This window comes from Flavobacterium sp. CYK-55, from assembly GCF_018413465.1.
Taxonomy (GTDB): domain Bacteria; phylum Bacteroidota; class Bacteroidia; order Flavobacteriales; family Flavobacteriaceae; genus Flavobacterium.
This window is the reverse complement of the sequence record NZ_JAHCDK010000005.1, coordinates 150,452-165,486: the sequence shown is the minus strand read 5'-3', so window position 1 is coordinate 165,486 and position 15,035 is coordinate 150,452. Positions and strand designations below refer to the sequence as shown.

At 39.2% G+C, this 15,035-nt stretch carries 8 protein-coding genes; all 8 read right to left on the bottom strand.

The genetic code is table 11. The features are described 5' to 3' along the window. Window position 1: 1 nt before the first annotated feature. Window positions 2-904 (bottom strand): heme o synthase, encoded by a 903-nt coding sequence (cyoE, locus tag KIH23_RS07925; RefSeq protein WP_213212813.1) that lies wholly within the window; start codon window positions 902-904, stop codon window positions 2-4. Window positions 905-1,002: 98 nt separating this feature from the next. Then, entirely contained in the window at window positions 1,003-3,120 is a 2,118-nt protein-coding gene (locus KIH23_RS07920; protein WP_213212804.1) for a gliding motility protein RemB, read from the bottom strand. Between the two features lies 1 nt (window position 3,121). Further along, the gene (gene deoC / locus KIH23_RS07915) at window positions 3,122-3,865 is read right to left on the bottom strand and encodes a deoxyribose-phosphate aldolase (protein ID WP_213212802.1); all 744 of its coding nucleotides are present in this window, start codon (window positions 3,863-3,865) and stop codon (window positions 3,122-3,124) included. A 78-nt stretch (window positions 3,866-3,943) separates the two neighbouring features. Continuing rightward, a complete protein-coding gene (locus KIH23_RS07910) occupies window positions 3,944-4,342 on the bottom strand; it encodes a VanZ family protein (protein ID WP_213212796.1) in 399 nt (132 codons plus the stop codon). Then, window positions 4,311-4,691, bottom strand: a complete 381-nt coding sequence (gene gcvH, locus KIH23_RS07905) for a glycine cleavage system protein GcvH (RefSeq protein WP_213212794.1) — start codon at window positions 4,689-4,691, stop codon at window positions 4,311-4,313. The genes KIH23_RS07910 and gcvH overlap by 32 nt, the downstream gene beginning before the upstream one ends. A gap of 49 nt (window positions 4,692-4,740) precedes the next feature. Further along, the gene (gene sprA, locus KIH23_RS07900) at window positions 4,741-12,015 is read right to left on the bottom strand and encodes a cell surface protein SprA (RefSeq protein WP_213212863.1); all 7,275 of its coding nucleotides are present in this window, start codon (window positions 12,013-12,015) and stop codon (window positions 4,741-4,743) included. A 57-nt stretch (window positions 12,016-12,072) separates the two neighbouring features. Further along, window positions 12,073-12,654 (bottom strand): Holliday junction branch migration protein RuvA, encoded by a 582-nt coding sequence (ruvA, locus tag KIH23_RS07895; protein WP_213212793.1) that lies wholly within the window; start codon window positions 12,652-12,654, stop codon window positions 12,073-12,075. Between the two features lie 61 nt (window positions 12,655-12,715). Continuing rightward, window positions 12,716-15,013 carry an NADP-dependent malic enzyme gene (locus KIH23_RS07890; protein ID WP_213212791.1) on the bottom strand — a complete coding sequence of 766 codons (2,298 nt, stop codon included), beginning with the start codon at window positions 15,011-15,013 and terminating at the stop codon, window positions 12,716-12,718. Window positions 15,014-15,035: the final 22 nt, after the last annotated feature.

Sequence of the window (15,035 nt, the reverse complement as noted above, 5' to 3'; positions counted from 1 at the left end):
GTTATCTTAAGAATTTATCAGTTATATAAATGATTTGAAGCAATGTAATGTATGAAACGCTCACCAGCATTAAAGTTCTGGCGGCTTTAGGCGTTTGCAATTGGTATAATTTAATCGAGTAAAACAACATCCAAACACCTAAAATCAATACCAGTACCGCACTGATTGATGTTATGTATAACTGTCCGGTAAAACCCAACATAGGCAAAAGCGAAGCAATGATTAACCAAATAGTATAAAGCAAAATTTGCAAGGCCGTTGATTTGTCTTTTTTTCCAGAAGGCAACATGAAAAAGCCAGCCCTTTCGTAATCTTCATACAAAAACCAACCAATGGCCCAAAAATGCGGAAATTGCCAAAAGAATTGGATCAAAAACAAGGTTCCTGCCTCAATACCAAAGTTACCCGTAGCAGCTACCCAACCCAACATGAATGGAATTGCACCGGGAAAAGCCCCGACAAAAACCGATAGCGAGGTAACGGTTTTGAGTGGCGTATAGACACTGGTGTATAAAAATATAGAAATAGCCCCGAACATGGCTGACTTTGGATTGATTAAATAAAGCAAAACCAAGCCAATGATGGTAAGTAAACTCGCCAAAAACAAAGCGTGATTGGGCGACATTCTTCCTGAAGCCACAGGTCTGTTTTTGGTGCGATCCATTAATGCATCCAAATCTTTTTCAATGACTTGATTGTAGGCATTTGAAGCACCCACCATGCAATATCCGCCTACTGAAAGCATAATCAATTGCGGAACGTTGTTTATTGCAAAACCTTCAATGCCAAGTAAATAACCGGCAATTGACGAAAAAACAACACTAATCGCCAAACCTGCTTTGGTAATTTCTTTAAAATCTATAAAAGATTTTTTAATCGAAAATGAAGAGTTTACTGCGCTCATGCATGTTTTTAAATCGGCGCAAAGGTACTTTTCAGAATTGATTTGACCAAGAATAGCTTCATAAAAAAGTCGTTATTTTTTATCTGAAATTCTTCTGATTAATAATCAAAATACCAATTAAAAATATCGCTGCGAATACCTAATGAAACCCATGTAGTGCTTTCTTTAAAAACACTGATTGTGTTGGCCATCGGATTAAAATCGCGGTAGATAAAACTACCGAGCAATTTTAGGTTGGTTGCCGGGTTAATGAGATAGCCCGCTTGGATATCTGCAATAAAAATTTTGGTTTTATTGCCTTGCCCAACTTTGACCTCAATATCATATGGACGCCCAATGTTGTAGTTGTTGTAAATATTTCCTCCGTAATTAAAACTATCGTTTACAGTGTTAAAATCAAAGCCTCGTTCGCCATAGGTAAACTTAGCATCGGCAAAATATCGCCCCTTATGGTAACGCCCAATTAACACTAACTCCTGAAAATTAGCACCCCATTGATGCCCTATATTCTGATTAGAATGGCCATAATTGGTTGAAGGATCACTGTGTGAATACACATATGGTCGCACGCGATTGTATTCCATCTGAAGCAATAGATTCTCTATGTTAAAAGCATTGAAGTACTTAACCCCAACCTGGTATCCGTATTTATTTTTCCAACTTTTTTGAGCTTTTTTAATATCGGCCAATGAAAATTCGTCTAACAAAAACTGCCCGTAAAAATTAAACTGATTGTTCCACTTGTACTTTGCCGTGAGCCCCATCAAGGCGTTTCCTGATTTGGCAGAAGAGGCAAACTCTACTGATCGATAAAAAATAATCGGATTAAAGAAACTCATATCAAAACCACGGCCGTTAGTATTGGCCCAAATAACCGTTTCAAAAAAACCAAGATTGAGTCGTTTGGTTGCGTTCCAACTCAAATAGTGATTGGCCATATATTTGGTTGCATATGTCCTATCAGCTGTAAACTCCGGGCTAATGTCTTTGAGAAACATATAGGTGTTGGTATACCTAATCTTCCAAAAAGTTGTGCTGAGTTTAAAAAACGGATACGGACTCACACCGTCAGTTGTAATGAGTGAACGATATCCGTCACCTATAAAATTTCTGCCATAACCCGCTTGCATTGAAAAAATTTCACTCGGCGTAAAAGTGATGTTGGCCTCAGCCATGGGCATATCAAAGGCATCACCTTTAAAACTTTTGGCTATACCGATTCCGGGAATCACAGCTGGATCGCCCCCTGAAGGTTTGATCGAAGTTGCATAACGATTGTAGTAATCTGCAAACCTTCCTTGGGTTTCATAGATGGTTGAAGTAAAAACAATTTGTCTTCCAAGACCACCTTGAATTTGCAAAGCTCGTGTATTGATATAAGTATTATTAAATTCACTCGGACTGCTTTTGCCCATTTGCAAATCTAAAATCGGATTAAAGGCAAACCAATAACCATCACCTTGAATTTCGGCGAAGTTTTCATTGAATAACTTTTTTCCCCACCACGATGTTTTATTGAGTAAGAGCTTTTGATTTTCTTCACGAAATTTATAATACCTATTTACATCCGCATAACTCAAAGGCTTAATGGCAGTATGGTTATTACTGCCCAATTGATTAACGGCAGCATCAAACCAAGCGTAATAACTATGTGAAAAAGGTATACTCAGCGCGCTCTCAAATTTTGGATTGTTGAATTTGTGATAGCGAACATTGTCGTATTCGGTAAGTTCCTTGTCTTTGTTGAGCGAATAATTATGGGCATCGGCCAAGCGTTGTTGCTCTTGCTCGGCTGCAATCTGGGCAGCACTTTTGAGCGGAATCGCAATTTTGGCGGTATACTTTGCATAATTAGGTTGGCCATTATATAGTGCTGGTTCAACCTGAGGCAAGTTTGAAAAAATTCTTTGGGTTTCTGTCCGCAGTCTTTCATCGGCGGCATCAACATACAAAGTCTTAAAAACACCTGTACTGCTAACCTCAAACAAAACAATGACATTACCGATAAAGCCGGAACTCTTTAAATCTTCAGGCACTACAAAGTGTTGATAGATATAATCTTGCAACTGTGTATTGAAACAATCTTCAAGTGATTTTCCGGTTTGAGCCTTACAAGCTGGAAAAGTGGGATACTGCTCTTTAATTTGAGTAATCTCTTGTGCCGTTACTCCTATCGAGAGCCAAAAAACAAATATCGCGAGTAATTTTTTCTTCATATTAATAAGATGTGTCTGCCACTTGTCCATCAGCTATAGCCTTAGCTCCAGAAGTCCCGATGCGTTTAACCCCTAAACGAATCATAGCGGCAGCTTCATCAAAGGTACGCACTCCGCCGGCTGCTTTAACCGGTAGCGGAGAAGCATTCTCTAACATCGGAATTATGGTCTCTAAAGTAGCTCCGTTGGGCAAGTTATTTTCGGTGAGATAAAATCCGGTGGACGATTTCACAAAAACAGAGTTGTACTGATCTTCTTTAAAATGATCAAGAACAACTTTTTTAATCAAAGTCGAAAGTTGAATAATCTGCTGATGATTAAGTGCCGCAACTTCAATAATCCACTTGACCATTTTATGATTCTGTAGCCCTAATTTTGTACAAGCCAAAACTTCTTGACGAACCAAATCAACCTCCCCTCTTTTAAAAGCTTCATAGTTGCAAACAAAATCCAAATCATCAGCACCGTCTTCAATAGCTTGCTCAGCTTCTTTGAGTTTGTCATCTAAAGCAGATTGCCCGAGTGGAAAATCAATAACGGTCCCTACACAAACTTTTGAATTTGCTGCATCAACCATTTGGCGTGCCACGGCAACAACATTAGGCCGAATCATAATGAGCTTAAAATCTTCATCTATGGCTTCTTGAATGTAGCGCTGGTTGACCAATAAATTTTCTGACTCTGAAAGACCTGCTTGATGTGCTGTTTTGAGATAAGTCGAATCAAGGTATTGTTTGATATTCATAATCTAGATGAAAAAGCTGGGCAAATAGCCGAAATTTAGGGTATAAAAATAGAAAATCCCGCCGAAGCGGGCATCTTTTTATTGAATTAATTTTAAGCTTTTTTGCAAGATAAACATCGCAATAACAGCCGATAGAGCTCCGACACTATTTGCCAAAACATCCATCGGGTCTCCTGAACGGTAAGTGGTTAAATACTCTTGACAAAACTCAATGGCTATTCCATAAAAAAGCGAAAGTAAAAAGGCTATTCTCAAAATTTTGAATCGAAAACCATATCCAAAATTCAGGAACAAATACCAACAAATCGTAAACACTAAATGAAAAATAAAGTGAACGCCTTTATCAGCATTTTCTATTTCAAAGCCCGGCAATACTTTGACCTCACTCAAACTCAAGTAAGTAGTAAATGAAGTCCAACCTACGGCTGCAATTAAGAAAATATTTTTACGCTCCGATAAGCGCTGAATATGCTTCACTGTCTAATAGTTGATCGTAGTCTGCCGTATTCGAAACCTTTACTTTTATCATCCAACCTGCACCATATGGATCAGAATTTACCACTTCAGGATTGGTTTCAAGCGAATCGTTGAATTCAACAATTTCACCCGCCATAGGCAGAAACAAATCTGAAACAGTTTTAACCGCTTCGACAGTTCCAAAAACCTCATCTTGATCAAGGGTTTGATCTAAGGTTTCTACTTCAACATAGACAATATCACCGAGTTCTTTCTGAGCAAAATCAGTGATTCCAACAGTGGCAATATCGCCGTCAAGTGAGATCCATTCGTGGTCTTTTGTGTACTTTAAGTTTGCAGGTATGTTCATTTTTGTATATTTTACAAGTTTAATATTAGATCGTTCTTTTTAGATTATTTTAATTTCCGAAATTATATCTAAGCGTAAATCCGGCTCTGATGTTGGTAATTGGATACGAGGTTGAGATAACTGCTTTTGAAAACTGATGATCATAATAAAACAACAAAGTCAAGTTTTTGCTAAACGAATAATCAGCACTCACCTTAACCGACCAAATATTCTGACCGCCCGAAAGTTTATTGTTGTCATAATCTAAATAGCGAACAATCGTTTTGCTGTTTCTGTAGGTTCCGTCAATTTTAATGTTGATGTCACTTTTGATAATTCCGGTTGGATTATCGGCCAATTTGGATGAAAAAATAACGTCTTTGATTCGATAACCTAAACCTAGTGTGTAATCCATTCCACGCACTTCTGTGAGTAAATTATTATCAAAACTCAAAGACATAGAGCGATCTTTTTTGAGTTCAGCCAATACCTTCACAGAGTTTTTCATCTCCATGTCAAAACGAATCAGTGGATTAAACTGTTCAACCAAGTTCACGTTCGAAACAACTATTTTATTGTTGAAATTACCTCCTAAATCGGTCCCGGTTGGATTCTTGTCATATTCAAAATTTGACCTGAATGAATTTACGGTATAAGAAGCCTTATAACCATGTTGTAATGAGAGTCGTTTGAAGTTATCTTTAAAGAACTTATAACGCATTAAACCGGTATACTTAATTGTCCAGTTTGGAATCGGAAAATCTCTGAAGGTATTTAATGACACACTTGAAGCGCTTGAGCCCGCATAAGCAGCCATGAAAGCAGGTATCAAAACCGATTGATTGTTTTTGCCAAAACCAATAGGATAGCCTTGATTGGCTACATAAGTTGCATACTGCGGATCATTAGTATCGGTTGGAATCGGATGTAAAGCATCACCGTATCTCGGCACATTTCCGCCATAATAATTCTCAGCCAAACGGTTGGCAACGGTTAGACGGTTGGTTCTGAAATTTTCAAAAGCGGCCGAATAATTCTCATCACTTTGACTAAAAGCCGTGTTGATTAAAACCGTTGATATTGAGAAATTTCCGGTACTGAATGGTGAACGAGAATTATAGGTTCCGTCTTCAGACACATCGTATTGTTCAGAAAAATTGCGTACATATGTTCTATCGCCTGCTAAATCAATTTTAAAATCAGGAAACAAATCAACATTAGCCGTCAAATTCAAGGTTCTGTTGATGACTTGAGTGTAGCTCTGATTAAAATCAGGATAGGTTGTTAACCATCCGCTTTTAGCCGCCTCATAACGAACATCAGCTTGTGAACCAAAAATAAATCCAAGTGTTGGTTTTGATGTGCCAAAGAATCCCAGGCCGGGTAAATATCCCGGTAAAACTGTTCCTCTGTTTTCAGAGTAATTGATATTGATATTCTTAATACAGGTAAGGGTGTTGATCAATGCATCTTTGAATAGACTATTTTGATTAGCAGCCGGCTGTGCAGTATTCACTACTTTTTGACCCGGTTTTGGAGGCGCAGTTGATTTAGGCGGCGATGTTTTTTTCTTGGTCAAACCAATGTACTTGTAAAAAGAATCCATATTCAAAGCTGTATTAAGCTTGTGCGAACCTGCATTTTGAATGGTATTCCCCAAACGATAAGACACTCCGTCAACTTCAACTTGCGACATAGCTTCTGAGGCGCGTTGCCAATTGTAATCACCGGTGTATGAATAGGTTGATTTTACAAAACTCAAAAACGGAAGCTTATTTAACGGCAACTCATAATTTACGACCAATTGGTGATTGTGCGTGTTGGGCTCGCCGGTATTCCAATAGTCCGTAAACAAAGTCACGCTGTTGTCAACAAAACCGTTTTCATCAATAAAATTGCGAACGATATTACTAGACGATGCTGTGTAGTTTATCTTAAGCGATTTGGTCAAATTGTAACCAAAACCATACTGATAATTAAACAAGTAATTACGACGATACAATGGATCAAGCGGAATTCCAGTTACATCAATTTGTCGGAATTGCTGCTCGTTATACTGGCGAATAATACTTGAACTAAACGAAATATTGCTGGGCAAGTAGTTAAAATTAAAATCGCTGAGCATTTTTAAATAAGAACTCTTCTTGAGTATTTTGGTATTTTTTAGAGGCTCAACTGATTTAGGCTGAAAATTAAATGTATAATCAGCGGTTGTATTTACTTGTTGATCAAGGAAATCTTGTATCTCAAAATTATGCTTTTCAACCTGGTTGAATGAATACGATAAGGTTAAATTTTCAGGATCGTAAAAATGCTGTTTCTGATTGGGCGATCGCTCTTTTTTGACTCCTATAAAATTAATGCTTTTGCGTTTGGTGTAATCAATCGCACGGTCTTTAATGATAGCGCGTTCAGAAGAGCTTTCGGTAATATCTAAAACTTGTTGCAGTTTGATGTCTTGGTTAAACGGGTCGAACAATGGAGTAATCACCTCTTCGCTTACTGAATAATTAAACGGCAAATTAATGTGCCATTTTTTAGGCATCAATTTACCTAAACTTAGGTTAGCCACTACGCTATATTGCTGCATGTCTTCACGGCTTCGCTCATTTGGACCTTGCTCAAGTGCGCCAAAACCAACTGTGCTCATTTTACCCATAGCCGAAATGGTTGCAAAATCAGCCAAATTAGTATCTGCATTGGCGATGGCGGCCATACCTCCTGAATTGTCCATCTGTGCTAAACGCAATTCGTTAAACCAAACCTCGCCTTTGATCGGTCTGGCACTAAGCGGATTTCCTGAAGGGTCTGTTCCGACAGTAGTATTATTTTTGATTCCGAGCATCATGTTGCGCACCAATCCAAAATTCGGGTTTCCGCGCACACCAACTCGCATACGTCTGGTGTATGAAGCATCTAACTCATCATCATACTTGTAGAAAATTTCATTAGGACCCAACGGTGTGGCTTGACGCATCAATATTTTAATTTGCGTCAACATATCAAGCGGAATGCTCAAATCATTTGCTTCAGGCCAAATAGCCTCTGCAGAGGTAGCTCCGGGCTGGGTAACTTTTAAAGGAACTTCTACCTGATAAAAATTCTCGGTAAAATCATTCCCAAATCTAATGAATGCTACCATTTCATTGTCTTGCAATGGTGATGAATCGTTCGGATAAGCCTCAGAGTGAATAAACATCTTGAGCTTTTTAAACTGACGCATATCAACATTGATATTCTTAAAAACACCACGGGAATCGCCAGCCTCTAGTCCGTCAGCACCTGAAACCCTCAACGAAAGTGATTGCTCATTTTGGTTGATAATGGTATTATTGTTATATAATTGTTCTCGAACTACCCCAGGAGGTGTTACATATTTAACCGGTGTACGCGAACCATTTTCAAGCACATTAACTGATTGGGTCTCAAACACAGTAGGATCATTCGCAAAATTAGGATCTGTTGGATCTAATGCTACTTGGTATCTTCTCCAATCTCCGCGAATCAAATCGAGTGAAGCAAAACGAAGTGTAATTTCATCTTCAAAACCGGTAACGAACATTCGCATAAAACGAATAGAAGTAAAATCATCTTTGGTCAAACTACCAATAATTCGCTCACACTCTGAAACCGGAATTTTAAATTGAATCCAACGCGTCGGAGAGGTTTCTCCAAAACTCGAACCCGGGGTTTCCGGCTGTCCTGATTGTGTTAAATCGCGAACATCTGTTACAAATCTGGTGTTTCCAACGGCCATATCAGGTTTGATATCAATGCTGTACTCAAAATACGCATCAAAGGTATCCATGGTGTTGTCGCGGTTGATGTCTTCAATATCAGGAATAGTGGTATTGCCTCGGTTGTTATCGGTAACAGAAATTGGAGAGTTACCTTGCGTACCGTTGTAGTTTTTGTATCGCTCAATAACACCTCCACTGGCTTGTAAAAAATAGGTGTAATTATCACCTGCCGGATCAGCTTCGCCGGCGTACTGATCGTATTTGGTTGCCTCTTCAACATCGTTCATACCGTCTAGACCGGCATCTTGTGCTGATCGATTGGCGCCATCTAAATCGAATGCATAAATAAGTGACTGAGAAGCCGGAACTTTACCCCAAATAGTGTTAATTGTCAACTGATTAGAGCCTGATTCTGGCAAGCCGTTTTCATATTGTTTTCTTCCGTCTTTTAAGATATCTTCTGAAATAGACCCCAAATTAAAGTACAATTTACCAACGTTAGAAGTGGCCGGAAGTCCCGCGTGACCTGTATACGGATCCATCATCCAAAACTGAATAAACTCAACATTGGCTTGTGCAAAATTAGTTGAGTTTAATGAACGCATAATCCCCCCAAAATTAGATTGCGGTGCATTGGCCACGGTTGTGCTATTGTTGTACGGACCGCGTTCTTTTGGGTAATAAGTTAAATCAAATGTATTAATAACTTGTATCTGACCCGGGGCTATATCAGTATTGGGATAAACTTCTCGAGTCAGGATTCTTCGGGTTTTATTTAAAGAAATATCATCTGTTGAAATACCTCCCGGTTTGGTGTAAATAATAGGATCAATAGAATACCAACTCAGTTTAGATCTTTTAAAACCATAATCTAGTGTGGTTGATTCGCCATTAAAAATGTACGGACTTGGTGTTTCTCCATCAAAAGAATTTGACTGCGTATCAACCAAAGGAGTTGATGACAAAAACCATGATTGAGGTGAACGCAAATCAATATTGGTTTGTGAACCTTCAAAGTCATCCAGGTATAAAGTTGATTCCCCGTCAAACTGATCCGCTTTTGGAGTATCAGGTTTTAAATAAGCAACCTCACCTCTGAATGAAAAATTAGACGGAACATCCGTATCCATAAAAGGTAGCTTATTAACCATTCGGGTTAAAAACGGAACTTCTGTTGCATAACTGGCATGCAAACCATAAATAGTATTGTTGACTGATTCTTGTCCGTAGTTAGATTTTTGTGTCAGCGGACGTTCGGTCATTTTGAGTAAAGTTCCGCCAATGGTCAGCTTATCAGAAAACTTGTGATCAATGTTGATTCCCATAAAGCGTCTGGTTTGTTGACCAAAGGTAGAGTTGTTCTCAACCGACACCTGAATGGGTGTATTTGATGCTTGTAGTGAAGGATCTAAAATTTGAACTCTACCCGCTTGGTAGTTCACCGTATAATCAACTCCTTCTAACAAAACTCGCCCACCAGCTGTAACCACCACTGAACCTTTCGGAACGTTGAATGCACCAATCGGAATTCCATCACCTCCTGATGATTTGAACTTTCCGCGCAATTCATATTTATTTTTTGAAGCGTCTTGTAATGCTGCCGCAGGAGTTTTGATATACATCTCGCGGAAAACATATTTTGACTGATTGGCGTTGTAGGTATCCGGATTATTGTATACTTCGGTTGGGGCTGTCTTCAATTTTTCAAAAATGAGTTTACCAAACGGTTCAACCGAAGTAAAAATCAAACGCCCGTTTTGTGTATCAACTGTGAGTCCGGGTAAAAAATCAAAAAAACCATCACCTCCTACCTGCGGATCGTTGGTTGAATTTAACCGATCAACATTGAACACTTTGAGCAACGGATTGTTATTTACCCAATTCTCAGGATGCAAAGGATCATTTGCCGGAAATGGAGTACCCGTTACCGGTGTAATATAATTTAACGGAGATGGATCTGAATATAAGATATTAAATCTAAAATCTTGTTGTTCAAGCTGAAAAGCTCCGGGAATCTGATAGATGTTTTTCATCATCAAGTTCCAAACCGGCTTGTTTACGCTGGTTAAATTACTCTTGAGCATTTTCAGTACCAGAGCTTGTGTTGTAATGGTTTGCGGTTGTCCGGTAATCGGATCGGTTGAGCCGGGTTGTGTTGCATCTACCCCATCATTTCCAAATTCGCCTACTTGATATACCTGATCACCAATAGTGTATTGATATGCAACTGCTAAAACTTCGTCATTAGAAAGTTTTTGCTGAAGCGAAATATATCCCAATTGCGGATGAAAAGTAAACTCATTGGCATTCAACTTACGTGCATTCTCAAGTTTTGAAAAATCCATCCCTTCAATAGGAACTACCACGTTAAAACCTGAACTGGCCGTTGCAATTTCACGGATGTTTGAATTTAAAAACCCTGCACCGCCCGATGCATTGTCAATAAGTCCGGGGTCATATTGGTTATTCTTATTGTCTGAAGGGCTATCGGCAGGCACTTTAAAAAAGCCCGGAGGCGGAGTTAATGAAACTATTTCTGCATCGGTGTAACCGGTTTGTTGTGATTCTCCAAGATCTTGTAAAGCAATAATGTTACGTTGGTTATTATTGGTGTTGTTTACTCGGTTTTGACGATTGGTAATCCAAACTTCAAGTCGGGTTATTTGCACACGACTATCAATCAAAGGATAACTTTTAAGGGCATTGTCATATTTGTTTCTGAAGTATTGCGATAAAAAGAAGTGTCGGTCAGTATCGTAATCCAAACCAAACAAATCAAAATCTTGAATGGTTCCGCCACCTTGAGCAGTTACCGTTTTGGTTTGTGATTTTTGCTCTGAGAACACACCCGTAATCGTGGTTCCGCCAAACTGAAATTGTGCTTTAACACCAAAAAGACTTTGTGCTCCTCGAATCAATGAACCGCTTAATGGCATGCTTACGTTACCAACTTCGATTTTTTGAATTATATCATCTTCATCAGGAGTATATTCTAACTTGATTTGATTTTGAAAAGAAAAGGTTGATTGTGTATCATAGTTGGCTGTTACTTTTAAACGCGTTCCAACTTTACCCAACAACGACATATTGATGCGCTGATTGAAATCAAAATTGGTGTTTTGGCGATTTCTCGGTGAAAAAATCGGATTGTCTTGCTTGGTATAACGAACACCCAAATCAACCTCAACCGAACCTGTTGGCTTAACATCAATCGTATTGCTGCCAAAAATCGATTCAAAAAAACTTGAATTGACATAATACCTTGGCAATAAATCTTTCTTGGCTTCTTGGGTTCCCGCTTTTTTACCATCAATTGCATCTGATTTCTTTTTGTAATAAGCCCTCATAGACTCGCGCAACATAAGTTGTTCGTATTCTTTTGGCGTTAAAATAATCGGATAATTGATGTTAAAATCATCGACTTTATTGGTGTAAATATAGCGATCGGTTGCCGGATCATACGTATAGGCTTCTAATATGCTTGGCGGATTACTCAACTCAAGCGAGCCCGATGAATAGCCGGGTTTGATACTGTCGTTTTCTTGTTCTTGCACCTGCTCTTGAACTTGAGCAAAAACAATAGCGTGCGCAAACATAAACAGCATCAAAAAACCGATTTTGCCTACTGTCAAAAAATTGCTAAAGTATCTTGTTTTCAAGTATTATAAATTTTTTAGTGCCTGTTTGATAATAGCTTCGACGCTGGCTGAAGCATCTTGTAAGACAATTTTATCTACAACTTTTTCTGCCAATTTTTTGTTAAAGCCCAAAACTTCCAGTGCTGATAACGCTTCTTCTTTGTTTGTATTGCTTGCTAGAGTCGAAACTTCATCTAAATCATATAGTTTTAACACCTTTTCTTTGAGATCAAGTATAGCGCGTTGTGCCGTTTTGCCTCCGATTCCTTTTACTGACTGAATAAGCCCAACATCACCACTGGCCAAAGCTTGAATAATTTGTTTGGGTTCAAGCGATGAGAGCATCGTACGAGCAATACTGGCTCCGATTCCTGAAACCGACAAAAGCATTTTAAATATTTCACGTTCTGATTTTTCAACAAAACCAAACAACGTATGCGCATCTTCTTTAACTTGAAGATAGGTGTATAATTTGATAAAATCTGATTGAGGAAGCAAACTGTATGTATGCAGTGAGATATGAATCTGATAGCCAACGCCACCGCAGTCAATAACTACTTCGGTAGGTGATTTTTCAACCAATTTTCCTTGAATATGCGCTATCATTATCTTCTAAAAGCTGTCCAAATATAACAAAAAACTTTAATTAGCCTTTTGCCCTTTGTGCTTAAAATTTAATATTAAAATTCTTTAATTTTTTTATCTTCTCTTGGGCGTCTACCACAGCTACTGCGGCCATGTTGACCATTTCTTCAACACTAGCGCCCAACTGAAAAATATGTACCGGTTTATCAAGCCCCATGACAATGGGTCCAATTGAATCAACTTTATACAATTCCTTAAGCAATTTATAGGTAATATTGGCCGATTCCAAATTCGGAAAAATGAGCGTATTTACTTTTTTTCCGGCCAATTTTGAAAAAGGAAACTTAGCCTTTAACATATCCGGGTTCAAAGCAAAATCAGCTTGAATTTCGCCATCAACAACCAAATCAGGATAATAATTATGCAAATAAGAAACCGCCTCGCGCACCTTTGAAGCACTCGAGTCAGTAGCCGAGCCAAAATTTGAAAATGACACCATCGCAATGACCGGTTCCATACCAAACATACGAATTGTTTTAGCGGTCATAAGTGCTATTTTAGCCAGGTCATCGGCTGTAGGATTTGGATTGATAGCCGTATCAGACAAAAACATCGGGCCGCGATTGGTCATCATCATATTGGTTGTAGCAATGAGTGAAATGCCCGGAGCTTTACCTATGAGTTGCATAATGGGTTTTACCGCCGACGGATAACTGCGTGAATACCCCGTCACTAGTGCATCAGCCTCGCCTTCATTGACCATCATTGCGGCAAAATAATTGCGCTCTCGCATCCATTTTTGGGCATCAAGCAAAGAAATTCCTCTGCGCTGACGTGACTTCCAAAACATATCGGCATAACGCAATCTACGCGCATCTTCTTCTTTTGTTTTTGGGTCATAGATAGGTACATCTGCATCAAAGCCCAACTCTTCTTTGAGTTCTAAAATGAGTTCTCGATTACCCAACAAAATAGGCTTGCCAATACCTTCCTCATGTACAATTTGTGCCGCCTTAAGCACATCTAGATGATCTGCCTCTGCAAAAACTACACGTTTTGGATCAGTTTTAGCGCGATTGGTCAGCAATCGAACCATTTTATTGTCAGAGCCCAAACGTTCCATGAGCTCATCTCGGTATTCATCCCAATCTTGAATCGGATGCAACGCCACTCCTGAATCCATAGCAGCTTTAGCAACTGCAGGCGCTACGGTAGTAATCAAACGCGGGTCAAATGGTTTAGGAATAATATAATCTCGACCAAAAACCAATTTGGTTTCGCCATAGGCTATGTTGACTTGTTCGGGTACACTTTCTTTGGCCAAGGCTGCTAACGCATGCACCGCTGCCATTTTCATTTCTTCGTTGATTTTGGTGGCCCGAACATCTAAAGCTCCTCTAAATATATAAGGAAAACCCAAAACATTGTTTACTTGATTCGGATGGTCTGAACGACCTGTAGCCATGATGATATCATCGCGGGTATCGATGGCTAATTGATAATCAATCTCCGGAATGGGATTGGCCATGGCAAACACAATCGGGTTACGCGACATATCGAGTAACATTTCAGGTGATAAAATATTTCCGGCTGACAAACCTAAAAAAACATCGGCACCTACCAATGCTTCGGCCATATTGATTCCGGCTTTTCCGGCGGTATATTTTTTTTGCAAATCTGACAAATCGGTTCTGCCGGTATGCAAAACACCTTCTTTGTCAAACATGATAATATTTTTAGGTTGAACACCCAACATTACATACAAGTTGGCACACGCCAGCGCTGCTGAACCCGCTCCTGAAACGACTACTTTAACGCGGTCAATTTTTTTCTCAGCCAACTCAAGCGCATTGAGTAAAGCTGCCGACGAAATGATTGCCGTACCGTGCTGATCATCGTGCATGACCGGAATATTGAGCTCTTCTACCAAACGCCTTTCAATTTCAAAAGACTCTGGCGCTTTGATATCTTCTAGGTTAATACCGCCAAAAGTGGGCGCTATATTTTTAACCGTTTGAATGAATTCTTCAATGTCTTTGGTACCTACTTCAATGTCAAATCCATCTATATCTGCAAAGATTTTAAACAACAATGCCTTGCCTTCCATAACGGGTTTTGAAGCTTCCGGACCAATATCACCCAGACCCAAAACAGCCGTTCCATTTGAAATAACCGCTACTAAATTTCCTTTTGAGGTATATTTATAAACATTATTGACATCTTTGGCAATTTCTAAACAAGGCTCAGCCACACCCGGTGAATAAGCCAAGGACAAATCGCGTTGGGTTGCGTATTTTTTGGTGGGAACTATTTTGATTTTCCCGGGCGTAGGTTTTGCGTGGTATAGTAAAGCTTCTCTGCGTTTGCTGTTTCTGTTCATGCTGTTGGGATTTATTCCGACC